The organism is Sandarakinorhabdus sp., assembly GCF_040398665.1.
GTDB lineage: Bacteria > Pseudomonadota > Alphaproteobacteria > Sphingomonadales > Sphingomonadaceae > Sandarakinorhabdus.
On the sequence record NZ_JBBATQ010000002.1, the window covers coordinates 385,192 to 411,081 of the forward strand.

Annotated in this window: 24 protein-coding genes; 10 read left to right on the top strand and 14 right to left on the bottom strand. The window is 62.4% G+C overall.

Features of this window, described 5'->3' with window-relative positions; translation table 11 throughout:
• The first annotated feature begins 16 nt into the window (after nt 1–16).
• Nucleotides 17–766 (top strand): GntR family transcriptional regulator, encoded by a 750-nt coding sequence (locus ABWP22_RS04680; protein WP_353198781.1) that lies wholly within the window; start codon nt 17–19, stop codon nt 764–766.
• Between the two features lie 5 nt (nt 767–771).
• Here ABWP22_RS04680 and ABWP22_RS04685 read toward each other — a convergent pair whose 3' ends face one another.
• Genes ABWP22_RS04685 through ABWP22_RS04705 form a run of 5 tightly spaced genes read right to left on the bottom strand, consistent with a single transcriptional unit; the run spans nt 772 to nt 5,617 of the window.
• Complete coding sequence (locus ABWP22_RS04685; protein WP_353198782.1) at nt 772–1,857, bottom strand: CaiB/BaiF CoA transferase family protein; 1,086 nt, start codon at nt 1,855–1,857, stop codon at nt 772–774.
• A 4-nt stretch (nt 1,858–1,861) separates the two neighbouring features.
• The gene (locus ABWP22_RS04690) at nt 1,862–3,064 is read right to left on the bottom strand and encodes a CaiB/BaiF CoA transferase family protein (RefSeq protein WP_353198783.1); all 1,203 of its coding nucleotides are present in this window, start codon (nt 3,062–3,064) and stop codon (nt 1,862–1,864) included.
• Entirely contained in the window at nt 3,064–4,257 is a 1,194-nt protein-coding gene (locus ABWP22_RS04695; protein WP_353198784.1) for an acyl-CoA dehydrogenase family protein, read from the bottom strand. Before ABWP22_RS04695 ends, ABWP22_RS04690 begins: the two co-directional genes overlap by 1 nt.
• 24 nt (nt 4,258–4,281) lie before the next feature.
• Entirely contained in the window at nt 4,282–4,779 is a 498-nt protein-coding gene (locus ABWP22_RS04700; protein ID WP_353198785.1) for a MaoC family dehydratase, read from the bottom strand.
• 4 nt (nt 4,780–4,783) lie between these two features.
• On the bottom strand, nt 4,784–5,617 hold the full coding sequence (locus tag ABWP22_RS04705) for an HpcH/HpaI aldolase/citrate lyase family protein (protein ID WP_353198786.1): 834 nt from the start codon (nt 5,615–5,617) through the stop codon (nt 4,784–4,786).
• A 151-nt stretch (nt 5,618–5,768) separates the two neighbouring features.
• On the opposite strand from ABWP22_RS04705, the gene ABWP22_RS04710 reads away from it, so the two are divergent.
• Complete coding sequence (locus tag ABWP22_RS04710) at nt 5,769–6,701, top strand: DUF1838 family protein (RefSeq protein WP_353198787.1); 933 nt, start codon at nt 5,769–5,771, stop codon at nt 6,699–6,701.
• A gap of 117 nt (nt 6,702–6,818) precedes the next feature.
• Here ABWP22_RS04710 and ABWP22_RS04715 read toward each other — a convergent pair whose 3' ends face one another.
• Together ABWP22_RS04715 and ABWP22_RS04720 are read right to left on the bottom strand one after the other, a co-directional pair.
• Nucleotides 6,819–9,341: a TonB-dependent receptor gene (locus ABWP22_RS04715; protein ID WP_353198788.1), complete on the bottom strand. Its 2,523-nt coding sequence runs from the start codon at nt 9,339–9,341 to the stop codon at nt 6,819–6,821.
• Nucleotides 9,342–9,502: 161 nt separating this feature from the next.
• Nucleotides 9,503–10,180: a hypothetical protein gene (locus tag ABWP22_RS04720; protein WP_353198789.1), complete on the bottom strand. Its 678-nt coding sequence runs from the start codon at nt 10,178–10,180 to the stop codon at nt 9,503–9,505.
• Nucleotides 10,181–10,434: 254 nt separating this feature from the next.
• Between ABWP22_RS04720 and ABWP22_RS04725 the strand changes: the two genes are divergently transcribed.
• Genes ABWP22_RS04725 through ABWP22_RS04760 form a run of 8 tightly spaced genes read left to right on the top strand, consistent with a single transcriptional unit; the run spans nt 10,435 to nt 20,368 of the window.
• On the top strand, nt 10,435–12,936 hold the full coding sequence (locus tag ABWP22_RS04725) for a TonB-dependent receptor (protein WP_353198790.1): 2,502 nt from the start codon (nt 10,435–10,437) through the stop codon (nt 12,934–12,936).
• Nucleotides 12,936–13,970, top strand: a complete 1,035-nt coding sequence (locus tag ABWP22_RS04730; protein WP_353198791.1) for a VOC family protein — start codon at nt 12,936–12,938, stop codon at nt 13,968–13,970. The genes ABWP22_RS04725 and ABWP22_RS04730 overlap by 1 nt, the downstream gene beginning before the upstream one ends.
• Nucleotides 13,960–14,685: a hypothetical protein gene (locus tag ABWP22_RS04735; protein WP_353198792.1), complete on the top strand. Its 726-nt coding sequence runs from the start codon at nt 13,960–13,962 to the stop codon at nt 14,683–14,685. Before ABWP22_RS04730 ends, ABWP22_RS04735 begins: the two co-directional genes overlap by 11 nt.
• Nucleotides 14,682–15,917 carry an MFS transporter gene (locus ABWP22_RS04740; RefSeq protein ID WP_353198793.1) on the top strand — a complete coding sequence of 412 codons (1,236 nt, stop codon included), beginning with the start codon at nt 14,682–14,684 and terminating at the stop codon, nt 15,915–15,917. Before ABWP22_RS04735 ends, ABWP22_RS04740 begins: the two co-directional genes overlap by 4 nt.
• Nucleotides 15,914–17,455, top strand: a complete 1,542-nt coding sequence (locus ABWP22_RS04745; protein ID WP_353198794.1) for an FAD-binding oxidoreductase — start codon at nt 15,914–15,916, stop codon at nt 17,453–17,455. The genes ABWP22_RS04740 and ABWP22_RS04745 overlap by 4 nt, the downstream gene beginning before the upstream one ends.
• Nucleotides 17,455–18,498, top strand: a complete 1,044-nt coding sequence (locus ABWP22_RS04750; RefSeq protein ID WP_353198795.1) for a nitrilase-related carbon-nitrogen hydrolase — start codon at nt 17,455–17,457, stop codon at nt 18,496–18,498. The genes ABWP22_RS04745 and ABWP22_RS04750 overlap by 1 nt, the downstream gene beginning before the upstream one ends.
• Nucleotides 18,495–19,220 carry a hypothetical protein gene (locus ABWP22_RS04755; RefSeq protein ID WP_353198796.1) on the top strand — a complete coding sequence of 242 codons (726 nt, stop codon included), beginning with the start codon at nt 18,495–18,497 and terminating at the stop codon, nt 19,218–19,220. Before ABWP22_RS04750 ends, ABWP22_RS04755 begins: the two co-directional genes overlap by 4 nt.
• A complete protein-coding gene (locus ABWP22_RS04760) occupies nt 19,217–20,368 on the top strand; it encodes an FAD-dependent monooxygenase (RefSeq protein ID WP_353198797.1) in 1,152 nt (383 codons plus the stop codon). The genes ABWP22_RS04755 and ABWP22_RS04760 overlap by 4 nt, the downstream gene beginning before the upstream one ends.
• Here ABWP22_RS04760 and ABWP22_RS04765 read toward each other — a convergent pair.
• From ABWP22_RS04765 to ABWP22_RS04795, 7 genes are all read right to left on the bottom strand, one after another.
• Complete coding sequence (locus tag ABWP22_RS04765; RefSeq protein ID WP_353198798.1) at nt 20,365–20,613, bottom strand: hypothetical protein; 249 nt, start codon at nt 20,611–20,613, stop codon at nt 20,365–20,367. The genes ABWP22_RS04760 and ABWP22_RS04765 overlap by 4 nt on opposite strands.
• On the bottom strand, nt 20,610–21,788 hold the full coding sequence (locus ABWP22_RS04770; protein ID WP_353198799.1) for a class I SAM-dependent methyltransferase: 1,179 nt from the start codon (nt 21,786–21,788) through the stop codon (nt 20,610–20,612). Before ABWP22_RS04770 ends, ABWP22_RS04765 begins: the two co-directional genes overlap by 4 nt.
• A complete protein-coding gene (locus ABWP22_RS04775; protein WP_353198881.1) occupies nt 21,785–22,174 on the bottom strand; it encodes a DUF1330 domain-containing protein in 390 nt (129 codons plus the stop codon). The genes ABWP22_RS04770 and ABWP22_RS04775 overlap by 4 nt, the downstream gene beginning before the upstream one ends.
• A 65-nt stretch (nt 22,175–22,239) precedes the next feature.
• Nucleotides 22,240–22,692 (bottom strand): hypothetical protein, encoded by a 453-nt coding sequence (locus ABWP22_RS04780; protein ID WP_353198800.1) that lies wholly within the window; start codon nt 22,690–22,692, stop codon nt 22,240–22,242.
• A complete protein-coding gene (locus ABWP22_RS04785; RefSeq protein WP_353198801.1) occupies nt 22,692–24,107 on the bottom strand; it encodes an aldehyde dehydrogenase family protein in 1,416 nt (471 codons plus the stop codon). The genes ABWP22_RS04780 and ABWP22_RS04785 overlap by 1 nt, the downstream gene beginning before the upstream one ends.
• On the bottom strand, nt 24,104–25,021 hold the full coding sequence (locus tag ABWP22_RS04790; RefSeq protein ID WP_353198802.1) for a polysaccharide deacetylase family protein: 918 nt from the start codon (nt 25,019–25,021) through the stop codon (nt 24,104–24,106). Before ABWP22_RS04790 ends, ABWP22_RS04785 begins: the two co-directional genes overlap by 4 nt.
• Entirely contained in the window at nt 25,018–25,890 is an 873-nt protein-coding gene (locus ABWP22_RS04795) for a polysaccharide deacetylase family protein (protein WP_353198803.1), read from the bottom strand. Before ABWP22_RS04795 ends, ABWP22_RS04790 begins: the two co-directional genes overlap by 4 nt.

Here is a 25,890-nt window from a genome sequence, read left to right on the forward strand (position 1 = left end):
AACCAAGGAGCAACCGTTGAACCAGCTCGCCACCATGGGCCGCGATCCGGCGCCGCGTTATCTGCGACTGGCAGCAAGTCTTCGTGCCGATATCCTGGCCGGACGCTTTGGCAGTGAAACACCCTTCCCCACCGAATCCGATCTTTGCGCCGCCCATGGTGTGTCGCGTTTTACCGTGCGCGAGGCACTGCGCCGTCTTCAGAACGAAGGATTGATTGCCCGCCGCCGCGGATCGGGCACTGTGGTGCAGCCGGCCAGAGCCCGCGGCGGAGCGCTGCACCAGCCGCTTTCGAACGTGGGCGAAATCCTGCAATATGCCCGCGATACGCGTGTCACCTACCAGCCCGCCGGCCACGGCCCGCTGCCGGCCTGGCTGGGCGCCAGCATCGGCATTCCAGCCAGCGGCCAGTGGGCGTTGGTGCATGGTGTGCGCACCACGGTCGACGGCGACCAGCCGATTGCGACGACCACCGCCTATTTCCACGAGATGCTTGGCGATGCTGCGGCCCGGCTGGATCTGGCTGCCGGCACGCTGTTCAGCCAGATTGAAGCACTGTCCGGCGTTTCTGTGGGCCAAGTTACCCAAGACATCCAGGCGGTGATTGCCGGCGCCGACATTGCCCGCGAGCTCGGCATCAAGCGCGGTGCTGCCGTGTTGCGCATCATCCGTTGCTACCGCGACGCCAAGGGCCAGGTGTTCGAAATCTCGGTGAGCCACCATCCTGGCGACCGCTTCGCCTATTCGATGCATATCGACGTCGAATAGAGCCATCAAGCTTCGCCCAGCGCGGGCACCGGCCCCGGAAACCATGCTTCACCCGGGAAGCGTATCGCCGGGGCGACATAATGGCGGCCATCGGCCTCCACGATCAGACCGCGCTCGGCGATGTGCGGCTGGGCAAAGGCTTCGGCGAAATCCAGCACCGGGGCATAGGCGACATCGATGGTGTGCAGGAATGCGTCCCACGCGTCACGGCTCCTGGTACGAAAGGTTTCGCGCAAGAAATCGACAAGAGGGATCTGCGCCGGCCCGGCGTCGGCCTCGGCCAGTGCAATCAGATCAGGCCGGTCCAGTGCCGTAAGCAGCGCGGTTGCAAACTTGAGCTCACGCCCACCAAGCACGATGTGGCGACCATCGGCACACTCATAGACATTGTAGAATGCTGCCCCGCCCAATGATCGCTGCGCTGCCGAGAACGGCGCGCCGCCACCCGCCAGTGCGCCGCCGGCGATGTGCGCGCTCCAAGGCAGCAGGCTGTCGAGCATCGCGATGTCGAGATAATCGCCCTGCCCGCTTTTCTCCCGCCCAATCAGGGCCATCAGGACCGCAGCCAGCCCGGTCAGCCCCGCTGCCACGTCGGCCGCCGGCACGCCGGGCACCACTGGGCGCGATCCGTCGCCGGCATCGTTGACGCTGATGAAGCCGGCGATCGCCTGCACCGCGATGTCGTGCGCGGGGTGGTGGGCTAGGCGACCCGACTGTCCAAAGGCGGAAATGGAGCAATAGACAAGGCGCGGATTGAGCGCGCGCGCCACGTCCCAACCAAAGCCCAGCCGCGCCATCACCCCGGGGCGGAAGCCTTCCAGGAACACATCGGCAGTTCGGATGAGATCAGACAGGGCGTCCTTGCCCGCTTCGCCTTTCAGATCGAGCACAACACTGGTCTTGCCGCGATTGAGGTTGGAGAACCACACGCTCTGGCCATTCTCAAACGGCGCCTGGATACGGGCCGGATCGCCGGCAGCAGGCTCCACCTTGATCACACTGGCGCCCTGATCGGCCATCATCAGGCTCAGCATCGGACCGGGCAAGAATTGCGTGAGGTCAACGACCTTGATGCCGGACAACTTGCCCATCGCCTCAGACAATCCCGGCCAGTTTCAGTTCGGCCAACTCGTCGGCACCTATACCGAGATCGGTGAGGATGACGTCTGTATCCGCCCCGAGCAGCGGCGCCGGCCGGTTGGGCAGGCGCTGGCCATTTATCCGGATCGGGTTGGCAAGCACCTGCATGCCCGGGCGGTCGGGATGATCAACGCTGTCGCGCATTCCGGTACGGCGCAGCCATGGACTGTCGAGCGCCTGATCGAGGCCATAGACCGGCGCCACTGGCACATGACCGGCCAGCAGTTCCTGCCAATGCGCCATTGGCTGGGTTTCGAACAGTGCATCAAGCGTTGCGGTGAGAGCGGCGCGATTGGCGAGCCGGTCCTTGTTCGCCGCAAAGCGCGGATCCGCGCTCAGTTCCCGATGGCCAATCTTCTCGACCATGATCGTCCAGAATTTCGGCAGTTGGCACATCACAAATATCCAGCCATCGGCTGCCTTGAACATCTGGCTGGGCGTGGCCGTGGGGTGTGCGCTTCGCGGCGTCCGCTGGGTAACGTCGCCTTCATTCATGTACCATAGGGCCGGGTAACTGGTCTGGTGAATGGCGGCCGACAGCAGATCGGTATCGACATCGCGGCCGAGACCGCTGCGTTGGGCATCAACGAGCGCTGCCAGCAGGCCGATGGCGTGAATGGTCCCGGTTATGAAATCCACCATCGAAAGGCCCATGCGCTGCGGCTCTCCACCGGGATCGCCGGTGAGCAAGCAATAGCCGGCTTCGGCTTGCATGAGATAATCATAGCCCGGCCAGCGCGCCCGTTCATTGTCGCGGCCATACGCCGACAGGTGTGCGCAGACGATGGCGGGGTTCATGTCCTTCAGCGTCTCATAGGTCAGGCCCAGCTTGGCCGGCAGGTCACCGCGCATGTTGTTTGCAACCGCGTGGGAAGTTGCCACCAGTTTGCGAAATATGGCTTGCCCTTCCGGCGCGTTCAGATCGAGCGTCAGGCTACGCTTGTTGAGGTTGAAGGCCTGGAAATACAGACTTTCGCCGTCGCGCAGATAGTGCGGCCCGACAGCCCGCGCCGTGTCTCCCCCCATCCCTTGCGAGCCGGGCGGTTCGATCTTGATGACATCGGCACCCAACTGGGCAAGGAACATGCTGCCATAGGGTCCGGCACCATATTGCTCGGCACTGATGATGCGAAAACCAGAGAGCGGGAGATGGGACATCAGGCGGGATTGGCCTTGAGCCATTGCTTGGCAATGATCATGCGCTGCATCTCGTTCGTGCCCTCGCCGATGCACATCAGCATGGAATCACGATAGTAACGCTCAATGTCATACTCCTTGGAATAGGAGTAGCCGCCGTAAATGCGCATCGCTTCCTGGCTGTTCTCCACCGCAGATTCGCTGGCAAAGAACTTGGCCATGCCGGCTTCCATGTCGCAGCGTTCGCCCCGGTCATAGGCGGCTGAGGCATCCATCGTCAGCAGACGGGCGGCCCGCGCCCGCGTCACCATCTCGCCCAGCTTCAGTTGGATCGCCTGATGCTCGGCAATCGGTTTCCCCATTGTCTGGCGTTCCTGGGCATATTGCGTCGCGAGCCGGAGCGAGCCTTCCGCCAGCCCGACGCCCCGCGCGGCCACGTTGATCCGGCCCAGTTCGAGCCCGCCTGTTGCTTGGAAAAAGCCTTGACCTTCCACGCCGCCAATCAACTGGTCGGCCGGAATGCGATAATCCTGGAAGACCAGTTCGGCGCTATCAATGGACCTATAGCCCAATTTGTCGAACTTCTTCCCCGTGGTGAAGCCGGCCCGTTTGTCGGCGATGAACAGGCTCATGCCCTTGTAGCGCGGGTTCGCGTCCGGATCGGTCTTGACCAGCAGTGCAAAGCAACTGCCGTTCAGGGCATTGGAAATCCATGTTTTGGTGCCATTGATCACATAATCGTCGCCGTCACGGCGCGCGACCGTGCGGATCGCCTGCAGGTCGGTGCCCGCATTCGGCTCGGTCAATGCCAGACCGCCGCGGATTTCCCCAGTGGCAAAGCGCGGCAGCCATTTCGCTTTCTGATCTGGCGTGCCAAAGCGTTCGACAGCCGCCGCCATGATCAGGTGCGAATTGAAGATGCCGGTGATTGCCATCCAGTAACTGGAAATGCGCATCACGATCTTGGCATATGTTGTCGCTGGCAGGCCAAGACCGCCATATTGCTGGCCAATGGTGGCACCAAACAGACCCATATCGGCCATTTCGGCGACCAGTTCGGCGGGCCAGATGTCGTTGTGATCGTGGTGCATGACCACCGGGATCACCCGGCGCTCCAGCCAACGGTCAATGGCATCCAGAAATGCGGCCTCCTGGTCTGCATCGATGCTGCGACCCTGATCAGCCATCAGGTCCAACTTTGGGGCGGGGGACATGGCGTCAATCCTCAATAGTCATATTCAATCGTCGACTGGGCCAAAGCCACGCTTCCACACCAGCATGGTGCGGTTGAACGTGCAAACCACATCGCCGTGCTGGTTCCTGCCAATGGTCTTGACGGTCACGATCCCCTGTTCCGGCCGGCTGCTCGATTCGCGCTTCTCCAACACCTCGCTCTCGGCATAAAGCGTGTCGCCGCAAAACAACGGGTGGGTCAGCCGGATATTGTCCCAACCCAGATTGGCCACTGCCTTCTGGCTGATGTCGGAAACGCTCATCCCCACCATGAGCGCCACGGTCAGCGGCGAGGCCACCAGCGGCTTGCCGAATTCGGTCTTCTTGGCGAATTCATAGTCGAAATGCGCCGGGTGGGTGTTCATGGTCAGCAGCGTGAACCACACGTTGTCGGCATCGGTGATCGTGCGGCCGGGGCGATGCTCATAGATATGACCCACCACAAAATCCTCGAACGCGCGGCCAAACACCTCGCGGAAGCGGCCCGGGGCAACTTCTCTCACTCCATCACGCATGTGGCTTCCTGTTCCTGGCTTCTAGCACCGCCTGATAGCGGCGGACGAAGGGCGCTTCGAGCATCCGCCCCTTGAAACGAATGGCCTGTCCGCCGCCGGCCGCATAGGCGGCCATGGCCTCCTGTGCCTCCGCCACTTCGGCGTCGGTCGGCTGGAACGCCCGATGGATGGCCGGCAACTGGGCCGGATGAATTGCAGCCTTGGCGGCAAAACCCAGTTGGCGGGCGCGGCGCGCCTCATCGGCCAAACCGTCCTGATCATCCAGCATGATGAACGGCACGTCGATGGCCGGCACCCTGGCTTCAGCTGCTGCCATCACCAACTGGCTGCGCGCGGCGAGCAGCGGTTCCCACGCCAGCGCCACGCCCAGTTCGGCCGAAAAATCGCCGCCGCCGAACATCAGCGCGACCACGCCTGGCGCCTGGCCAATCCGGTGCGCGGCGCGCAGTCCGGCCGGTGTTTCGATGAGCGGCACCAGGCCCGGGCAGCGCGCGCCCAGTGCATTGGCAACAATCTTCAGCTCCAGCGGGCTTTCCACCATCGGGACCAGCAGCACCGGTGGCAGCACAGCGGCTTCACCCAGCACGGCAAGATCGGCAATGCCTGCAGCCGTCGTCACGGCATTGATCCGCAGGCCCCAGGCGGGCAGTGCCGCCCCAGATACGGCAAACTGGGCCAGCGCCGCCGCCCGCGCCGCCGGCTTGTCTGCGGCCGGCACGGCATCCTCCAGATCGATCACTGTCAGACCAGCCCCGGCTGCAGCAGCCTTGCCAAAGCGGTCCGGCCGGTGGCCCGGCACGAACAACAGGCTTTGCGCGGTCAACATGATGACGGAATCGGTCCCTTTGTGCCGTAAGCGCCCCGCCTGAATCGCGCAGGCGGCCAGCGAATACGGCTTCACAATTTGTCCGGACAACTCTATTGTCAAGTGATAAGCCCGCACGGTCGCAAATTGGGCTTTGCTGGGGAGATGGAACATGACGTCACGTGCCCGGACTGCGGCGATTTGCGCCACGGCCATCACTGCGCTCTTCGCCGGCCAGGCCCTGGCCCAGGGCAAAACCAAGACCCGTCTGCTTGATCCGGCGGTGGCCGAAGACGCGCTGGAAGTCAGCAAGCGGGTCCAGTGTGGCGAAGCTGATGGCAAGCCTGCGGTCTATCATTGGACCGGCAAGATCTACAGCCGGGTCGCCGGCGAGCCTGATCGGCTGTTGTTCAAGGCCGAAGGCATGAACATTCGCACCTGCACCGCCGTCGAAGATCCCGCGCGTGGCAAAGGCTGGCGCCTCGTTTCACGCGAAATCCTGCTCTATCTCGATCCAAAAACCGGTGAAGTGGTCCGCACGTGGACCAACCCCTGGACCAATGACAGCGTTGATGTGTTGCACATCGCCAATGACCCGGTGAACCAGCAGCCGCAGTTCGCCAAGTCGGCCAGCGGCATGCCCTATTCCATCCCCACCCTGCGCCGTGAAGGCCGCTGGTTCTTCATGCCCTTCGAGGCACCCTTGTTTTACAACAACCCGCTGCAGGGCGAGTATCAGGATTGGGTGGGCGGCAAGTATCACGCCATGGAGATCTTTGATTTTGCCTTTGATGCCAACGAGATGCTGGACACGAAGAATGCCACCGCCTATCCCACGGTGAGTTGGGTGCGGATTTCGGATTTTCTGCCATGGATGAAGATGCGCGGCCGCCAGGGGCAATTGGTGTTCAACGCCATGGGGAGCAAGCTGAAAAGCTATGACGATCTGCCCGCTGTGTTGAAAACCGAGATTGCCGCCAGTTATCCCGCTTATGTCGCGCCCCCGGCCATCGACGACAATCGGCCGAACGAGACCAGTTGGACCGTGTTCAGGAAGTGGCTGGACGCGAAGAAGCCCGCCAAGGCACCTGCCCCACAACATTGATCAACGGCTGATCACGCCAAGGGGCGCCGGCAGCCATGCCGGCGCCCCTTATTCGTGTTCGCAACCGTCGATTCCTGCAAAGACCGCTTTTGTCTGCGCCGGAACGCGTATTGCACCTCAGAAGCGCATGACGGTTTCCAGACCGAAGGTGCGGCCACGGCGCAGCGCCGTGAAGAACGCGCGCGGACCACCGGTTTCGATCGCCGTCGGCTGGCCGTTGAAGGTAACGCTGGCGGCCGGCGGCAAGTTGCGGCCAGTGGCGCCATAGCGGAAATCGAACCAGCGCGTGGCCAGCGGCGGCGCGTCTTCGTCGGTCAGGTTGCGCACGAAACCAGCAATCTGGATGCCCTTGAAGCGCACGCCGATACGGGCGTTGACGATGAAGGCTTCCGGCACATAGGCGAAATTGTCGGTTTGAATGAACTTCTTGTCTTCATAGCTGAAATTGACGTTCGTCGTCAGCCGTACCGTTTCGGACAATGCCGGTTCCCAGTTCAGCGAGCCGTTGACCTGCACGCTTGAACCCAATGGCAGACGCTTGCCGGTGATGTCGCACAGCGGCAGCGCGGCGGCAGGCGGGTTGCGGGTATCGAAATTGACCCGCAGACCTCCCGAATTCAGCTGGAAGAAATCCGCATCGCAGCCATTGGTGAAGCGGGCATCGACATAGGACGCGTTGACCGACGCCGTGATGTCGGGATGCGGCGCCGCCACCAGTTCCAGTTCGAAGCCCTTGGTGCGGGCATCGCCGGTGTTGACGACGATCGAATTGATGGCGCCGGTGGACGGGATGGCGTTGGTCAGCTGCACGGCCGACAATTCGTTGAGATAGGCCGCCGCCGTCACCCGCAGCTTGCGATCAGGGGACGTCCATTTCACGCCGACTTCGCCGCCCTTGACCAGTTCTTCTTGGTAGGTCGGGTTGCCGACCAGCAAACCGCCGGTGCCGTTGAAGCCGCCCGGTTTGCGGCCCTGGCCATAGACGGCATAAAGCAGTGTGCCGCCCGGCGTGGTGTAATTCACCGTGATGCGCGGATCAGTGCCCGTCCACTTGCCTTGCGCCACGCAGGTGCCGGCAAAGCCGAACTGGGCGGCGCTCCCCTGTTCACCGGCGCAGAAGATGCTGGCGGCGCTGGCGCGATCGATCAGCGTCTTTGTTTCTTCCTGATAGCGCACTTCGGCCTGCACGGTCAGACGTTCGGTGATGTCCCACGCCGCCAGGCCGAAGATCGCCCGGTTTTCGATGGTGGCATAGCTGCTGAGATTGGTGCCGAGCGGTTCACCGTCCTGGCCGGACGTGAAGGTGATGTCGCGCGAATTGAACGTCTGCTTGTAGTAATAGCCGCCGACCATCACGCGCACCGCCTTGTCCTGCGGAGAGGAAATGCGGACTTCCTGGCTGTAATCCTTGAAATTCTTGCGATTGGTGTTGGCAAAGGCCGGCTCAACGGTGGCAGCCGGGACCGGGCCGGGTGCCAGGAAGAAGAAGGCATCGCTGTGATCGCTGTCGGTGCCGAAGCGGTTGAGCAGATCACGGTATCCGGTCATCGACGAGACCACCCAGCCCGACCCCGCCACATCCCAATCAATCACCGCCTGCGCGTTGAACTGCTTGTTCTGGACCCCGTCAAAGGCGGTGCCGTCGCGCACGCCGAACGGCGTCTGCACCGGATCGGTGTGCAGTCGCACATTGTTCGGCTGCGCCTGAATGGGCCCGCAGAAATACTGGTTCTGATTCTGCGCGCCGGGCGTGGCGCCCAGCGTGGCAGGGATATTCCCGAAGAACGGCACCCCGGCTTGACGGTTGAAGTTGGAACGGAACCCCGGCGAACAATTGTTGTCGGCCGAACCCTGCAGGAACAGCGCCAACGGGCCATCATTCTGTTCGGAATACTCACCGCGCAAGCGGATGCGCAGATCATCGTTGGGCTTGGCGAGGATCATTGCGTAACCCACGCGCGTGCTTTCATCGCCAACCTTGCGACCAGTCAACTGGTTGGTAAACTGCCCGCCATACTCCTGAACGCGGCCGCCCACGCGGAACGTCAGCCTGTCCCCGATGATCGGGCCGGAAAGCGAGCCGGATGCGATATACTCGCCATATTCCGCCGCCGACGCGCGGATGTTGCCCGACCATTCGCTGGTTGGATCCTTGGTGACGAAGTTGATCGCACCTGCATAGGTGTTGCGGCCATAGAGCGCGGATTGTGGCCCCTTGACGATTTCCACCCGCGCCAACTGCTCAGGATCGAAACTCTGCAGGTCACCCTGCCAGTAAACGCCGTCCACAAAATAGGCCGCACCGGTTTCGACGCCGAATTGCACGTTGGCCAGCACGTTGGACTGGCCACGAATGACCGGCCGGTCCGATGAACGGCCGAATGCCTGGCTGAAACTGATGCCCGAAGCCTGCTGGGCGAAATCGTTGATGCTGTTGAGGCCGAGATTGGCGATGCTCTTGTCTGAAATCGCGCTCACGGAAATTGGCGCCGAGGACAGTTTCTCCTCGATCTTGCGCGCGGTCACGGTAATTTCTTCCACCCCGTCCGCAGCATCGGGAGCAGAAGTTTGCGCCAGTACCGCCGCAGGAGTCATCAAGGTGGCAGCGAGCAACAGGCCCCGGATTGCATGCATCATCATCGTCTCTCCCCTGCAGCCCCCTCGCAGCCGCTCACACGGCCGAAACAATCATGGCCCGAGACAATTTGTCCATACAAATTCTGCCATTTGAAAATCTGTCCGGACAAATCATGGCGCGCCTGTGGCCGCTGCGCAACGCCGGCCGGTGGCGGAACTCAGGTTCAGGCAAAGGGCTTCACGACCCCCAGCCAGCTGGTGGCCACCAGCAGGGCATAAGTGAGCGTTACCCATCGGCGCGTTTTGTCCATTGTGGCGCGCAACGGGATTTCGGTGGCATCGCTGGAGCCTTCGCTGATCAGCTTCAGCAACTGCGGCCCCACCGGCTTGAAACTGAAATCAATCATGATGGCCGCAACAAAGATCAGCCCGAACAGCAACGCCTTCCACGCCAGCCACAAGGGCGCGATGGGGTGGCCGGTCAACAGCGATTCGACACCCAACACGATGTAGAATGCGGCCAGAACCCAGCGTATCCAGCCTTCGATGCGTCGGTTTCGCGCCGCGCGCGTGGTTTGATCATGCCAATGGGCGTCCCATACCAGCCACAACCATATCCCGCCTATCAGCCAGCCAAGGGCGACGATCGCCATCGGGACATCCCACCAGCCGCCGGCAAAGGACACGGTGAGGGACAGCGGCACCATCAACGCCCAGGCGGTGCGCGGGGTCATGTCCACAAGCACAAGCAGCTTCAGAAGGGCAAGCCTCTGATCGAGCGAGTAATCCCGGCGCAGGCGGAAATGCTGGCCAAGCAGGAAGACACCGACATCGGCTCCAAGCCACATCACGAACAGCAGAAGATGCACATAGACCAGGCTGGGATAGATCAGGTCGCTCATTCTGCGCCCCCTCGAAAATGCGTTCGCGGCAGCGCCGCCACAGTCACCGGAGATTCGTCATGCCGGCCGCGCAGCCGCGCGTCAATTGTCCGGACAAATCGCTGTACGCAGCTTGACAAGCCCAGATATGTCCGGACAACTCTTGCGCAGGCTGTAGGACATGCAGCCGGCCATGCTGTTGGGAGAGTTGCAGGGCCGCACCAGGATCAATGACCCGCCCGCCAGGCGGACGGCTTTTTGGAGGTTAGGGGAACATGAAGCTACGGACGATCGCCATCAGCCAGCTCGCGCTTGCGACCGCGCTGCTCACCTTGGATGCCGTTCCGGCGTTGGCCCAGGCAACCACGGCAGCCGCTGTGGTGGAAAATACCGGCATCATCGAGGATATCGTGGTCACGGCTCAGCGTCGCCGCGAGCGCGCGCAGGACGTGCCGATCGCAATCACCGCCTTTTCCGCAGAAGCGCTGCAGGCCCGTGGCGTGGTCAACGCGCTTGATCTCACCCAATTCGTCCCCAATCTGGTTGGCCTCAACAACACCGGCCTTGGCACCGCAAATGCCTATTATCTGCGGGGCCTGGGCAACACCGAATCGGTTGCCACCTTCGACCCGCCCGTGGGGACCTATATCGACGACATCTATATCAGCCGGCAGAATGCCAACAATTTCAATCTTTTCGACGTGGAACGCGTAGAAGTGCTGCGCGGCCCGCAGGGCACGCTGTTTGGCCGCAATACCACCGGCGGTGCCATCTCGGTGGTCATGCGTGAACCGGGCGACACGACCGGCGGCTATGTCGAGGCCGGCTTTGGCGCTTATGACCAAAAGCTGGTCCGAGCCGGAGTCGATCTGCCGGTGAGCGGGAATTTCGGCTTGAAATTGTCGGGCTATTGGCAGGAAGATGATGGCTGGGTGCGCAACACCGTGACCAATGAGCGGCTGAACAACAACAATGGCTGGGGTCTGCGCCTTGGCGCCCGTGCCAAGCTATCCGACAGCATCACCTGGAACGGCAGCATCACCCACACCTTTGCCGACGCAACCAACGTGTTGAACTTCGATTGCAATCCGGCCAATCCGGCCCAGTGTGATGGTCGTTTTGCCACCACGGGCCTGCGCCGCAGCAATGATTTCGGCGGCCGCTTCGTTGGCCCCAAGGATGATTTCGGCAACTACAACAAGGCGCGAATGACGCTGCTGACCTCCAATTTCGGTGTGGCGCTTTCGGAGAAAATCAACCTCAACGTCATTACCGGTTGGCTTGATCTCAGCCAGAAATTCGCGCTCGATTTCGCCGATGGCACGTCGCTGCCGTCGCTTTCCAGTCCCACGCCGCCAGTGCGCAGCTTCACGCCGGGCGGCTTCGTGATTGCCAATGATGGCAGCCATCGCCAGTTCACCCAGGAAGTGAAATTGTCGGGATCGCTGGCCGACGGCCTGATCGATCTCGTCACAGGCCTCTATTACTTCAAGGAAACCAACAACACCGATTTTGCTGATCTGTTCAACATTGGCAGTGCAGGCCCGGTGGGCTTCCCACTGGTCCTGGCCGATCGTACCTTGCGCAACACCACCGAAGCCTGGGCCGGCTATGGCCAGGTCGATGTACACCCGATCGAATCCGTCACCCTGACCGCAGGCATCCGCTACACCGACGAGGAAAAGACCTTCGGCGTGCGAGACAATCGTGCCAGCTGCAACGACGGCACAATCGAAGCGGGCTGCATCGACAGCATCAACCTGAGCGCACCAAACGGCGTGGCAATCCCGCGCGCGCAAAAGGTGCAGCTGTGGACCCCGCGCTTTGCCATGTCGTGGAAGGCGTCGAATGACATCCTGCTGTTCGCCAGCGCGACCAACGGGTTCAAGTCCGGCGGCTGGAACGCGCGCGGCACTGCCGCATCAGAACTGTTGCCCTTCGGCCCCGAAAAGGCCTGGAGCTATGAAACCGGCTTCAAGGCCGATCTGTTCGGCAAGCGGTTGCGCTTCAACATGACCGCCTTCATCATCGATGTCGCAGGCCTGCAAACGCCATCGGCCTTCGTCCGACCCAATGGCTCGGTCGCGTTCCTTACCCGCAACTTCGCCGATTATCTGAACAAGGGCATCGAAGCCGAGTTCAGCGCCCGGCCAACCGAGGCGCTCACCCTGTTCGGCTCGCTGGGTTATCAGGATGATCGTTATGCGCTGCCGGCGAACGCACCGACCCTGGATGAATATAATTTCCAGTCGGTCGCCGCGCAGCAGATCAGCTGTCGCCAGCAATTGGCGGCCGGTCGTGTCGCACTGGGCGCCACGGCCGAAGTCGCCGGCGCCTGTGGCGTCGGCATCGTCGCGCCGGATGGGAGCATCGCCACCCCGGTGCGCACACCAGCCTGGACGATGAGCATGGGCGCCACTTATGAAGTGAAGGCCAGCGACAAGGTGTCGATCATCCCGTCGGCCAACGTCAACTGGCGTTCGTCCAGCGAAGTTGGCACCAGCGCGGTAAGCCTGTTCAACCAGCCTTTCACCAGCGCCGGCGGCACGCGCTATCCCGCCAACGCGGCCTACAACGGTGATTTCATCCGTGGCTCGTTCAGCCAGGCACGTTGGATCGCCAACGCCTCGCTCATGCTGAAACATGCCGATGGCTGGCAGGTGCTGGTGGAATGCCGCAACTGCTTCGATGAGGAAGCCGTGGAATCCAGCCTGGCCAACCACAGCTACCTGAACCCGCCGCGTACCTGGACCATTCGCGCCCGCCATAACTTCTGATGGCAAATATCGGCACGATTGCTGCCCTGATCACCGCCGCATCGGCCAGCTCCGCGCTGGCTGGTGCGGCGGCCGATCATGGCGTTGCCCCGTGGCAAGAAGCCGTGATCAGCGTCACCGATCCGATTCCGTTCACCCGCCTGCTGAAGAGCGCCGGCGGGTGGCGCGAAGTGGCGGCCGGCAGGCTCTTGCCGGCGGAAATTGCCTATTGGCAATTGCCGGCCACCGCATCGGGTCGGTTCACCTTGTGGTGCGCGCCCGGTGTTTCGACCGGCTGTCTGCGTTTCATCACGTTCAAGGGGGTTGCACAGCGCCCGATCCGGCTGGCGGCCCGGGCCTGGGATCCGGGTGGCATCTATTCGATCATGGTCCGCTCCGACGATATTGATGGCCTGTTCGATGCTGCCATCAAGCTCGGCTGGTGGGCGGAAAGCCCCCCCATCCGCTTCGATTTCCTTGGCTCGAAACTGGCCAATGTCGTTCTCACTGGCCCGCATGGCATCAATATCGCCGTTTACCAGCGCTTTTCGCCTCCGTTCAAATCCTTCCAGTTGGGCCGCATAAGCCAGGCCTTCAATTCCATGCGCATGGTGAATGACCGCGCCGCCGCCCGTGATTTCTACAATCGCAAACTCGGCTTTGACATCGTCTTCGATGGCGATGGTACCAACGCCATCGGCGCCGTGCCGGAACCCTCCAACTTCGGCATCCCGCTGAATTACACGCTCAAGGCACTGCGCGCTGCGGCAGCGCTCAGTCCAACTCCGGGCGAAACCGGCCGGGTTGAAATGATGCAGATCACGCAGTTCAGTGGCATTCCCCAGGGCCAATACGCCCGCGCGCCCAATCTCGGCATTCTCTCCGTTCGCTACACGGTGCGCGATCTTGCCGGCTATCAGGCGGCCATTTCCGCAGCCGGGGTGACGCCGGTGCAGCAAGCCAGCGCCGTACCGATCAAGGGCCTGGGCACAGTGGACCTGTTTGCCGTGGCAGATCCCGACGGTAATCTCACGGAATTTGTCCATGCCCGCTGAATTTCGACCCCTGCCCCGTCGAACGGGGCGCATCGCTTATCGCAGCGCCACCAGCCTCGCGCTTTGGGGCACGGAAGATTTCACCCTCACGCGGGATGGCGACGGCGGCCGCACTTTGATGGTCCAGTGCGAGATGCGTCACGGCAATGAGGATGTGACGCGCTTCACGACATTATCCGTCGATGCCGCGTTCCAGCCAACGGAAGCGCATGTCCGGATCCTCAATGGTGGTCGTCCGACGGGCAGCGGCTGGTTCCGCTTCACCGACGGTGAGGCGGAAGCGGAAACCGCCACCCTGGCCGAAGGTCGCCTGTCGCAACGCAAGCCTATCAGCCGGCCGATGCGTGGTTTCGGCATTCATGCCCTGGTTGGAGATGGCTGGCTGGCGGCAAGCTTTCCATTTGAAAAGGGACCGGGCCACAGCCATTTCTGGGGCCCCAGTCTGCTGCACAGCCTGCACCATTTCGGCGCTACCGGCCCGATGCTGGTCACGTCCACCTCCGGCCTTGCCTATGAAGCGCGCGAATTCGTGGAGGTGCCTGCGGGCCGCTTCGATTGCCATCGGCTCAGTTTTGTCGGCATGACCAACAATCACCCGCCCTACACGATGTGGATCAGTGCCGATGGCGATTATCTCTATGTGAAGGGTCGCGTCGAAGGCTACATGGACGGGCTGTTCCAGCTTGAAGAGATCACCGGGGGAGCGCTGGCATGAGTGTGAACCGCAACGAGTTCAAGTCCGGCTGGAAAGTACTGGTGGCTGGACTGTTGGGCGTGATGTGTGGGGCCTCACCGCTGCCATTCAATACCATCGGGTTCGTGCTGGGACCGCTGCACGAGGAATTCGGTTGGAGTTTTGCCATCATTTCGGGTGGCGTCACCGCGTTTGGAATCACCGCCGGCCTGCTTGCCCCGGTTATTGGCGCGGCGGCAGACCGCTTCGGCGTGCGCACCATCGCACTGGCCTCCACCCTCGCCTTTGCGCTGGTGTTTGCTGCCATCGGGCTCATCCCCGGCTCGCTCTATGCGTGGTTCGGCATGTGGTTCCTGATCGGCCTCGTCGGCATGGGTTCCACGCCCGTCACCTGGAGCCGGGCGATCAACATGTGGTTCTATCGCAGCCGCGGCCTTGCACTGGGCATATTGCTGGTCGGCACCAGCCTTGCTGCATTGATCGTGCCCAAAGTGGCGGTGTGGGCCATCGGCACCTACGGCTGGCGCGGCCTGTATCCGGTCATTGCGCTGTTCCCACTGCTTATATCCTTGCCCATTGGACTGGCCTGGTTCCGTGAACCGCGTACCAGCGAAATCCCGCCCGAAATCACAGCCGGCGGCGGCCTGGTGGGGGTGACTTTTGCCGAGGCCGCCAAGGATCGCCGCTTCTGGACGATATGGATTTCCATCGCGCTCGTCGCCCTCGCCTATGGCGGCGCGCACATCCACATGCCGGAAATCATCAAGCAACACGGCCTGACGGCGGCCGATGGCGCCGGGGTCATGGGCATGATCGGTATTGCGCTTCTGGCGGGCCGCCTCGTTACCGGTTGGCTGCTCGATCGAATCTGGGCACCCTTCGTTTGTCTGCCCATCCTCACCATTCCGGCGCTGGCCTGTTACTGGCTGATGGGCAACAGCACGTCTGAAGCCATGGTGTGGGCATCGGCCTTCCTGCTCGGCTTTGCCGCCGGCGCGGAATCCGATCTGATCGCCTATCTCGCCAGCCGCTATTTCGGCATGGCTCATTATGGCAAGATTTACGGCATGCTCTACATGCCGTTCGGCATCTTCTCGGCGATCTCGCCCGTCGCCTATGGCCGCATCCGCGATGTCAGCGGCAGCTATGATCAGATGCTGATGGCGGCGATCTTCCTGTTCGTGTCGGGCGCGCTGTTGCTGCTGACGTTGGGCCGCTACCCGGTCTTCACCGCGCAGGACGTGACGCCATGAGCACCACCACCATGGGCAGCGTGCTCGATGGCGCGGTGCCAACAGCAACACTGCTGACCGATGCCGACAGCCTGTCGCTCTACAGTCATGATGTGTATGCCGCCGGGCCGCAACCCCTGGCCGTGTTCCGCCCCGAAAGCGTCGAGCAGTTGAGCGCCGGTATCGCTGCTGCCACCGCGAAAGGCATCGCCATCGTGCCGCGTGGCGGCGGCATGAGCTATACTGGCGGTTATCTTTCCCCCACCCCACACTTCATTCTGGTCGATACCGGCGCGCTGTGCCGGATCATCGCGCTCAATGAAACGGACATGACGGTGACGGTGGAAGCCGGTGTCACCTGGGATCAACTGCGGCGTTACCTGAGCCCAAAGGGTTACCGCGTCCGCTGCTGGGGCACATTGAGCGGGATCAATGCCACCGTGGGCGGCGGCATGAGCCAGAACGGCGTATTCTGGGGCGCCAACGCCGGCACGGTTGTGGATTCGGCGCTCAGCTTCGATGTCGTACTTGCCGATGGTCGTATTGTTTCCACCGGAAGCGCCTTCTTCCGTCCCTACGGTCCTGATATCACGGGGCTCTTTGCCGCCGATTGCGGGGCGTTCGGGGTTAAGGCACGCGTCACACTGCGGCTGGTGCGCGAAGGCCGCTTTGCCTATGGCAGCTTCGCTTTCGACAATGCGCAGCAGATACTCACCGCCATGGCCGGCATCGCCCGCGATGGTCTGGCGGCCGAGAACTTCGGTTTCGATCCCTTTCTGCAAAGCCAGCGCCTGAAGCGCGAGAGCCTTGCCAGCGATGCGAAAAGCCTGCTTTCCATGATGAAGACCCAAGGGTCCCTGCTCAAGGGCCTCAAGGAAGGCGCCAAGGTCGCTCTGGCAGGGCGCTCGTTCCTCGACGATGTGCCCTTCTCGCTGCACTGCATCTCCGAACGGCGCAGCGAAAGGGAAGCCGAGGGCGACATGACCGAAATCGCCCGGATCGTCGAGGCGGCCGGCGGAAAGACGGTGGAGAACAGCATCCCGAAGATCCTGCGTGCCAATCCGTTTCCGCCAGTCAATTCGATGATTGGGCCCAATGGCGAGCGCTGGGTGCCAGTCCACGGTTTCCTGCCGCATTCGAAGCTGGTCGAAGGCTGGAATATGGTCCAGGCGATCTATGCGGCCCGCGCCGAGGACATGGCGCGGCTGGGCGTCGAAGCCGGTGCCATGCTGGCTGCGGTTTCCCCGCAGGCCTGTCTGATCGAGCCGGTGTTCTTCTGGCCGGAAGCGCTGAACCCGCTGCACCGCCACGCCGTGGAAGCCGGGCATCTCGCCCGGATGAAGGGCTTTCCACCAAATGCAGACGCCAGTGCGCTGGTGCACGAACTGCGCGGCGCAATTGTCGCCGCCTTCCAATCACTGGGCGCCATCCATCTCCAGATCGCCCGCGCTTATCCCCTCGCAGCCAGCCACGATCCGGCGGCCTGGGCGCTCTTGCGCGCGATCAAAACGCAACTTGACCCGAACAATCTCATGAACCCCGGAGTTCTCGGTCTGTGATGCCCTATACCGCCGTCGCCATGCAATTGACGGCGCAAAGCGTCGAGGCCTCTGCCAATCCGCGCGACCAGATCATGGCACAGATCACCGCGCTGGAAGGCAAGATCCGCTCTGCGCGCATCTTCATCGAACAATATGGCGGCTCGCCGGTGAAACTGGCGGTGTTGCCGGAATATCTCTTCACCTCCTATCCCGGCCGCGTCACCATAGCTGATTTCGCGGCACGCGCCGGGTTCGTGGCCAATGGCCCTGAATACACGGCGCTGGGCGGCATCGCGCATCGGCTGGCAATGTTCATCGCTGGCAACGCCTACGAGACGGACGCGGCTTTCCCCGATTTCTATTTCCAGACAAGCTTCATCGTTGCGCCGTCGGGCAATGTTGTGCTGCGCTACCGCCGGCTGATCTCGATGTTTGCGCCCTCCCCTCACGATGTGTTCGATCGCTATATCGATGCCTATGGTGCCGATGCGCTGTTTCCCGTTGCCGACACCGAAATTGGCCGATTGGCAGCCATTGCGTCTGAAGAGATCCTCTATCCCGAAATCGCCCGCTGCCTCGCCTTCAAGGGTGCCGAGGTCTTCGTGCACTCCAGTTCCGAAATCGGCTCGCCGCTGGCCACCGCCAAGGATATCGCCAAGCGCGCCCGGGCATTTGAAAACGCGGCCTACGTGGTATCTGCCAACACTGCGGGCATCGCCGGATCGGCGCTGCCCCTGATGAGCGCGGATGGAAACAGCCAGATCGTGGCGCCCAGCGGGAAACTGCTCGCCCAGTCCGGCAACGGCGAGACCTTCACCGCATTTGCCGAAATCGACATCGCCCACAACCGCGAACAGCGCCGCCAGCCAGCCATGATCAACAGTCTCGCCCGGCAGCGCCCCGGTCTGTTCGCCCCGGCCTATGCGGCTGCGGCGGACAATTTTCAGGCCGGCAACCTGATGCTGGCTGCAGACGGCAAGCCACATGTGCCCGACCGTGACCTGTTTCTGAAGATGCAACGCGATGTCATCGAAAAACTCGCAAAGGCCGACTTGATATGAAACACCGCACGGTCGCCGGCACCATCCGCTATACTAGCATGAAGCCGGGCAAGGAGGGCCAGGAACGCGGGCGGGAGAGTTTCCGTTTCACGCACCATGAAGATGGCAGCGTGATCTTGCGTGCCAGTTGCGAGATCGAGGAACCTGATCCCACCGTTCTGCGCGATGTGATCTATCACCTTGGTCCGGGCATGATGCCACTCAACCTGCATGTGCACCTCACCATCGGCGATGCCTATCTGGGCAGTGGCTGGATGCGCCATGATCCGGCGACCGGCCGCGTCGAATGCGAAAGCGAAAGCCCGTCACTGGGCCGCATCTCGCAGAGCCGCCCGACGGAAGGCCCCTTCGACGCGTTCGGCACACACCCGGTCGTCGGCGACGGCTATCTCACCCGTGCCATGGACGTGAGCAGAGGCCCGCACCGCCGCCTCATGCGCGTCTTCCTGCCTTCCCCCGATCATCGCGGCGCCACGCCACCGTTGATCGCCGAGGTGAAGATCAACCTGGAGTATGTCGGCGAGGCGGAAAAGACTGTCGCCGCCGGAACCTTCAAATGCCGGCATTTCCGCTTCGTGGATGACAGCACGGATGGCATGGGCGGCAAGACTCACCCTGATTACGACATCTGGGTTACCGCCGATGATGATTGCATATTGGTGTATGGCAGCATCGACGGTTACATGATGAACCGCTACGAGCTGCTTGAACTCTCAAGATGATCCTGATCATTGGCGCGGGTCTGGGTGGTCTTGTCACCGCCATATCGCTGGCCCGCGCCGGGCTGCCCGTTGCCGTTTACGAGGCGGCCAGTGCTTTGACGGAAACCGGTGCCGGTCTCACGCTGGGTCGCGGCGCGCAGCATGTGTTCCGCGATCTTGGCCTGCAAGCGGACGTGGCCGCCTTCGCCTGCCCCGCCGGCAGCCTGCCGTTCCTTCACTACAAGACTGCGCGTCTGCTGATGGGCACCCCCGACGCCGGCGACGGCACCCCCGATGATGGCGCAACCGACATCGTGCGTCACATCTATCGCGGCGATCTGCAGGCGGTCATGCTGGCACACGCCGCACGCCTTTCCATACAGGTTCATACCGGCAAACGCCTGACCGGTCTTGAACAGGACCACGTCAGTGTCACCGCCCATTTTGCGGATGGCAGCAGCGCCACTGGCAGGTTGCTCGTCGGCGCTGATGGCATTCGATCGGCGGTGCGCGCCCTGCTGCACCCTGGCGATGCGCCGCGGTTCACGGGCCATGTCGCCTTTCGCTTTCTCGTGCCCGCCGCCTTGGCCGCACCCTTCATGGGCCAGGGGCGCAGCGCGATCTTCATCGGACCAAAGCGCACGTTCAACCGCTACACAATGCAGGGTGGCAAGGTGGTGAACTGCGCCGGCCTTGCCGAAACCGGTGAGGAAGTGCCGGAAGGCTGGTCACTGCCATCAAGCATTGCCGAAGTTGGCGCCGCGTTCCCCGCTTGGCACCCTGACGCAACAGGCCTGATCTCGCAGGCGCACGCTGTCATCAAGTGGGGCCTCTATGACCGCACGCCACTGCCGCGCTGGAGCGAAGGCCGCGTCACCCTTCTTGGAGACGCTGCGCATGCCATGCTGCCGTTCCTCGGCATGGGTGCCGCCATGGCGATCGAGGATGGCTGGGCGCTGGCCCGCAGCCTGGCGCTTGAACCCGATATCGCAACAGCGCTGGCCCGTTATGAAGCTGCCCGCCACGGAAGGTGCGAAACCATGCAGACGATGTCACGCCGCCAGGGCGAGATGACGCAAGCCATGGACCCCGACACGCTGGTGCCTGCCGCGGTGCCGATGGCCAATCAAGATCTGATGGGCTTCAACCCGGTGAGAGCCGGCGTCTAGGCCCCGCGGATCGGCGCGAACAATCGGTCGATGAAGGCTTTCAGCTTGGCCTCCCGGTCCACCGGCGCCGAGCCTTCTGCTTCTTCCAGTGCCAACAGGCGCTCTTCCTGCACCCACATTTCCTGGGCCATGTTCATGACCACCGCAACAAAGCGGTCCATTGCCGGTTCGGCAAAGAAGCGCGCATTGCCGGTCTCGTCGTACAGGCCGGGCGGCGTATCGTCTGGTCGCGGCGTCTCGCTCATTTCTTCCACGCCCCGAAACCGAACCACATCACCCCTTCGGCCAGCCGGCCTGTCGTCGCCTGGCCAACCGCCTCCGCGGCCTCGCTGGCGATCAGATCGGCAATGGCCTGTTCGCCATAAATGCCGATGCTGGGCACCACGAACTGAAAATAATCGGTCGGCGCAAACCCTGCCGCTGCGCATAGTTCAGGCGGCTTCTCATCACGGAAGCCCTTGTAATATGGCTCTTCGTTATACCAACTGTCCCAGTCGAGATAGAAGCCGTCGAATGCGCTCATCTCGGCGTTGGGCGGCAATTCCATGTGCAGCATCAGCCCGCCGGGCTTGAGCACGCGATAGGCCTCAGCCAAGGCGGCTGCGCGCTGCTTCTTCGACAATTCGTGCAGGAACATCGAAGACCACACCAGATCAAAGCTGGCATCGGGATAATCCAGCTTGTCCGCACACATCTGCACGAACTGCACATCCTGCCCCTGCATGGCTGCCCGCGCCGCGCCATAAACCAGCACGCCCGGCGCCGCATCGATGGCGATCACTTCGGCATCCGGATAGGTCAGCTTCCATGGCAGCGTGTTGTGGCCGATCGTGGTACCGGTATCCAATATGCTCTGCGGCGCGAAATCCGGATATTTCAACCGGATATAGCAGCTCATCGACAGGCCGATATCATCGAGGTTGGTGCCCATGAGCCCCATGGAGAACACTGCCAGGCCGCGATCATAGACGGCACCAGCCTCCAGACTGTCACCGCCGCGCGTATAGCTGCCGGGCATCAAGTGCACTTCGATGGCGCCGACATTCTTCGGCACGTCCAGCGTCGGATTGAGCGCCACCCTGCCGCCCGCTGCCCGTGCCGCCGCGCCCAGCCGATCGGCCTCGCGCTCCACGCTTTCGGCCACGCTGGCCCATACCATCTTCTGCGCCTGCACCCGCATGGCCGAATAGATATTGAAGGCAGGATCGCCGCGCAGCGCCTTGTGCGCCTCGGCGCTGGACTGCGGTGGGGCGCCGTGGCTGCGTTGCCAAGCCGGAACGGCGCGACGGTCATAAGCCACCTTCAGGTCGGCCGCCAGATCATTCAGGATCAGGCTCCGCATGCCCGAAACAAAGCGTCCGCGCGCGGCCTCGTCGGCCGTCTTGTGCGGATTCATAGGATGTTGCAGTTCCACGCTCATGGTTTCACCCCTTCCATCTGTTGGATGCCATCCGCCCCGAACGGCACCTGATACGCATTGTCGCCCACCTTGCCCACCATGTCAGCCCGCAAGGGCGCTTCGGGATAGACGGTGACGATATAATCCCCCGCAGACGGGTTCAGCCGTAACGGCTTGATTTTTTGTTGATATTCCTTTGAAAACCAGAAGGCTCTTGCATTGGCCATGCAAGGAAAGCGTACCACCAGGTTGACATAGCCTTGCGGAGCCCGACCTTCGAAAATCGCCTGCGGAAAAGCCAGATTGACATAGTAACCGCCGAGCTTCTGATATAGGCCACTGTCGGCAATCACCTTGCCATAGGCCAGCATGCGCGCCCGGTCGTGCGTCGGCCCGGAAACGATCATGATCACCGGGGCGTTGCAGGCCTCGGCCGGCGCCGTTGCCGCCATCAGCGCAAGGAACCCCAGCATCATGGACGTTCCTCGTTGCACAGGGTCCATTTCCATGGCCGCCCATCCTGGAACCATTGCCAGGTGCGGGCCCGGGTCAAGCGGTCAGCGGCCAGCGCGATCATTTCAACATAATAGGCATCGGCCACGTCGCGTCGATCAAGCCGCAGCATCAGAACATCCTCTGATGTTTGCCAGCCATGGCCGGAAAACCGATCCGTTTCCCAATGCAGACGATCTCCCACCAACGTGCCACCGAATTCATAGGTGGCATTACGGCCATCGTCCCACGCCAGCCAATTGTGCTGAACATAATGGAACGGGCCATCATCGGGCATTTCGCACCAGGTTTTCACCCTGTGAGCATCGAGCAACGCCCCATCAGCGGAGAAATGGCGGTACCAGCCCTGCCAATGACCCTCATGAAGCAGCATTGCCGGCATCGCGGCAGCCAGTTCAGCGCGATTGCCCATCAGCCCCGCTCCCCATAGGCCGCCAAAGGCAGCGGTTGCCCCGTCTGGATGATCAGCGCCTGTTTTCGGAAGAAGCGCAACAGCCCTTCATCACCCATCCGGCTCGGGCCCAGGCCAGAGAATTTCTGTGAACTGTTGGTCGCGTCCCAAACCATCGAGGTGAGTGCGCCATCATTTATCGAAATCGCACCCGCCTCCAGCCGTGCCGCCACGGCTTCGGCCTCCTGGCGCGGCCCTACCACGGCAGCAGACAGGCCATAGACACTGTCGTTGGCCTGAGCCACCGCTTCGTCGACGCTGTCATAGATTGTCACTGGCACAACCGGCCCGAAGGTTTCGTCCGACAGCACGGCCATGTCCGCCGTCACGTCAACCAGCACAGTTGGCTGCATGTACCAACCACCGCCCAGACGTTCGGGTTTGCCACCGGCCAGCACCCGTGCTCCTCGGGCAACCGCATTGTCGATCTGCGCCGCCACCTTTCCGGCCTGTTCGGCAAGAATGAACGGGCCCAGCTCGCCCACATCGATATCCGGCCAATTGGGGCGCACTTCGGACGCCCGCGTCACCAGTTCGGTCAAGAAGGGTTCGGCGATCCCGCGCGGGACATAAACACGCTCGATGGACTGGCAGGCCTGCCCCGTTGCAACCACGCTTGCCCGCAAGGCCAGCCTGGCAGCGGCCACCGGGTCGGCACCGGGCAATATGATCATCGGGTCCTTGCCGCCCAATTCGAGATTGGCCGGGATCAGCGCCCGCGCTGCAGCTTCCGCTACCTTGCGCCCCGTTGCGGTCGATCCGGTGAAACAGACATAATCCACGGCACCAATCAACGCTTGCCCCGTCTCTGCCCCGCCCAGCACATAGGCGAAGACGGCGGCAAGTTGCGGCACCTCGGCCAACGCTGCCTGCATTGGCGCCAAAAATCGCGGTGTCACCTCCGATGGTTTCACCAGCGCTGCACAGCCGGCCATCAACGCCGGGATGGCATCGATATGGCTCAGCACCACCGGAAAGTTCCAGGGCGAAATCGCCCCAAACAACGGATAGGCAATGTGGCGGCCTTTCAGCACGATGCCAGGCACCGCGCTGGGGGTTTCGCCTTCGTCCAGTCCTGTCATCAACGCTTGGCCACGGGCAGCCCATCGCCGGATCGTGCGCGGCAGGCCTTCGATCTCGATGCGGGACACGGCATGACGGCCGGTATCGATGGTCAGCGCGGCGGTGATGGCCGGGGAATGCCGTTCCACGGCCTGCGCAAAACATTCAAGCACCTCGGCACGGCCAACCGGCCCCAATGCGGCCCAGGCCGGTTGATTGGCGCGCAGACGAGCCGCAACGGCCTGCACCTCTTCCGTGCTGGCGGGTGCGATCTCGCAATCCTCCTCGCCGGTTCGGGGGTTGCGAACCTTCATTTGATTTCCTGCCCGACGAAGGCATCAACAATCCGGCCCGCGCACGCAAACCAGCATTCAGGCCTTGCCGCCAAACGGGCCAACAGCCGTTCAAACGCCGCAATCCGGTATGGCAGGCCCATGATGTAAGGCGTGACATGGATGGGCAGCATCCGCGCGCCCCCACTGGCTGCGGCTTCTGCGGCCAGCCAGTCGAAGGCGTCTTCTTGGCTCTGCGCCCAACCGTCGGCCGATTGCTGCTGCACGGCGATGATCTGCCGATCCGACAATTCATGGTTCAGCGGCATGTTGATGAGGCCGTTGCGGAAGCGATAGGGCAGTTCATCATTCACCCAGTCGCATGCATATCGGTAGCCGGCCTCGACCAGCAGATCGGGCGTGTTGAAGCTCTGGCTGCGCGCGATGGAGAGCCAGCCGTCGGGCTGCACGCCACACGCCGCGAGTCGGTCACGCGCTTCCGTTATCAGCGTGCGTTCGGCCTCCACCGAAAGGCTGGAATCAATCGTGCCGTTCATGTCGGTCGAATGGGCAATCACCTCGTGGCCACCGGCCTGCACGGCGCCAAGCAGTTCGGGATAGCGCTCCGCCACGGCGGCATTGGTGGCAAAACTCGCTGGTGCGCCGGCCGCGCCCAGCGCGTCCAGCATCCGCCCCACGCCGACCCGGTTGCCATAGTCGCGCGCCGTATAATGGCGAAAATCCGGATAGGCGGTCTGCATATGGCCCGGTGCGCGAAACGGCGTGTCGCTGGGAATTATCGGGAACCACTCCAGGCTGACGCACACCCACACAGCCACGCTTCCATGCGGCCATTTCAGCGGCGGTCGCTGGTGCAGCGCCGACCAGGCATAAAGATCATGGTCATAGCCTTGGCGGCGCCTGGGATATTCGAGATAGGCAGGATCAAGGCTCATGGCAGCGTCCTCCCGGCCTTCCACGCATCCACGATCTCTCCTGCCGTGGCGATCCACGCTCGGCCATCGGCAGCGATGTGCTTCAGGGCCTGTTCGAACGGCCCGATGCGGTGTGGCTGGCCGATCAGATAGGCATGGAGGGGTATGCACATCACGCTGCCGGGTTCGGCGGCCAGCCGCTCGTACTGACGGATCAGTGTTTCGGCATAGTCCCTGCCCGACATGTTGTAGACAAAAAAGCCGTAATGATCGTTCACCTCCAGGCTATAGGGAATGGAAACGAGATCACCGGTCTTCGTCTTCACCGGTACCAATTTGTCATCGTGATAGAGATCACAGGTATAGTCGAGACCATATTCGGCGATCAGATCAAGTGTGCGTGGCGTGTGGGTAAGCGCCGGCGCCAGCCAGCCCCTTATCGACTGCCCGGTGGAAGCGCGTACAGTTCGGATCGAATCCTCTATGATGGCGCGCTCCTGTTCCTCTGCCATGTCATAGGCATAGCGGGTATTGTAGATGCCGTGGCTGAAGAACTCCCAACCGCGCGCCGCTGCATCCTGCACCACCTCCGGATGATGCTGGCACAGCGCGACGGAAAGGGAGACAGACCCCGGGAAGCCATGCTTGGTCATCACATCGGCCATCCGCCAGTGCGAGACACGGTTGCTGTGATCGCGGTGAGAAAAGCCGACCACATCCGGGTGCGGCCGCCCCCAGGCCTTGCGGCGCGGGTGAGCCGGAGGGTCGATCTCATAATATTCGAGGTTCGGCGCCACCCACACCGCCACGCTCTTCCCGCCCGGCCAAGTCAACTGCGCGTGCTGGGAGGGCCAGTCATAGAGCCCGGGATCGCCGGCGCCTTCGATCAC

Coding starts and splice junctions, on each gene's coding strand:
- ABWP22_RS04770 (WP_353198799.1), bottom strand. CDS start 21,788: ATGAGCGTGGAACTGCAACATCCTATGAATCCGCACAAGACGGCCGAC.
- ABWP22_RS04785 (WP_353198801.1), bottom strand. CDS start 24,107: ATGAAGGTTCGCAACCCCCGAACCGGCGAGGAGGATTGCGAGATCGCA.
- ABWP22_RS04775 (WP_353198881.1), bottom strand. CDS start 22,174: ATGATCGTTTCCGGGCCGACGCACGACCGGGCGCGCATGCTGGCCTAT.
- ABWP22_RS04715 (WP_353198788.1), bottom strand. CDS start 9,341: ATGATGATGCATGCAATCCGGGGCCTGTTGCTCGCTGCCACCTTGATG.
- ABWP22_RS04720 (WP_353198789.1), bottom strand. CDS start 10,180: ATGAGCGACCTGATCTATCCCAGCCTGGTCTATGTGCATCTTCTGCTG.
- ABWP22_RS04745 (WP_353198794.1), top strand. CDS start 15,914: ATGAGCACCACCACCATGGGCAGCGTGCTCGATGGCGCGGTGCCAACA.
- ABWP22_RS04730 (WP_353198791.1), top strand. CDS start 12,936: ATGGCAAATATCGGCACGATTGCTGCCCTGATCACCGCCGCATCGGCC.
- ABWP22_RS04695 (WP_353198784.1), bottom strand. CDS start 4,257: ATGTCCCCCGCCCCAAAGTTGGACCTGATGGCTGATCAGGGTCGCAGC.
- ABWP22_RS04685 (WP_353198782.1), bottom strand. CDS start 1,857: ATGGGCAAGTTGTCCGGCATCAAGGTCGTTGACCTCACGCAATTCTTG.
- ABWP22_RS04710 (WP_353198787.1), top strand. CDS start 5,769: ATGACGTCACGTGCCCGGACTGCGGCGATTTGCGCCACGGCCATCACT.
- ABWP22_RS04750 (WP_353198795.1), top strand. CDS start 17,455: ATGCCCTATACCGCCGTCGCCATGCAATTGACGGCGCAAAGCGTCGAG.
- ABWP22_RS04760 (WP_353198797.1), top strand. CDS start 19,217: ATGATCCTGATCATTGGCGCGGGTCTGGGTGGTCTTGTCACCGCCATA.
- ABWP22_RS04740 (WP_353198793.1), top strand. CDS start 14,682: ATGAGTGTGAACCGCAACGAGTTCAAGTCCGGCTGGAAAGTACTGGTG.
- ABWP22_RS04765 (WP_353198798.1), bottom strand. CDS start 20,613: ATGAGCGAGACGCCGCGACCAGACGATACGCCGCCCGGCCTGTACGAC.
- ABWP22_RS04780 (WP_353198800.1), bottom strand. CDS start 22,692: ATGGGCAATCGCGCTGAACTGGCTGCCGCGATGCCGGCAATGCTGCTT.
- ABWP22_RS04735 (WP_353198792.1), top strand. CDS start 13,960: ATGCCCGCTGAATTTCGACCCCTGCCCCGTCGAACGGGGCGCATCGCT.
- ABWP22_RS04690 (WP_353198783.1), bottom strand. CDS start 3,064: ATGTCCCATCTCCCGCTCTCTGGTTTTCGCATCATCAGTGCCGAGCAA.
- ABWP22_RS04725 (WP_353198790.1), top strand. CDS start 10,435: ATGAAGCTACGGACGATCGCCATCAGCCAGCTCGCGCTTGCGACCGCG.
- ABWP22_RS04790 (WP_353198802.1), bottom strand. CDS start 25,021: ATGAGCCTTGATCCTGCCTATCTCGAATATCCCAGGCGCCGCCAAGGC.
- ABWP22_RS04705 (WP_353198786.1), bottom strand. CDS start 5,617: ATGTTGACCGCGCAAAGCCTGTTGTTCGTGCCGGGCCACCGGCCGGAC.
- ABWP22_RS04755 (WP_353198796.1), top strand. CDS start 18,495: ATGAAACACCGCACGGTCGCCGGCACCATCCGCTATACTAGCATGAAG.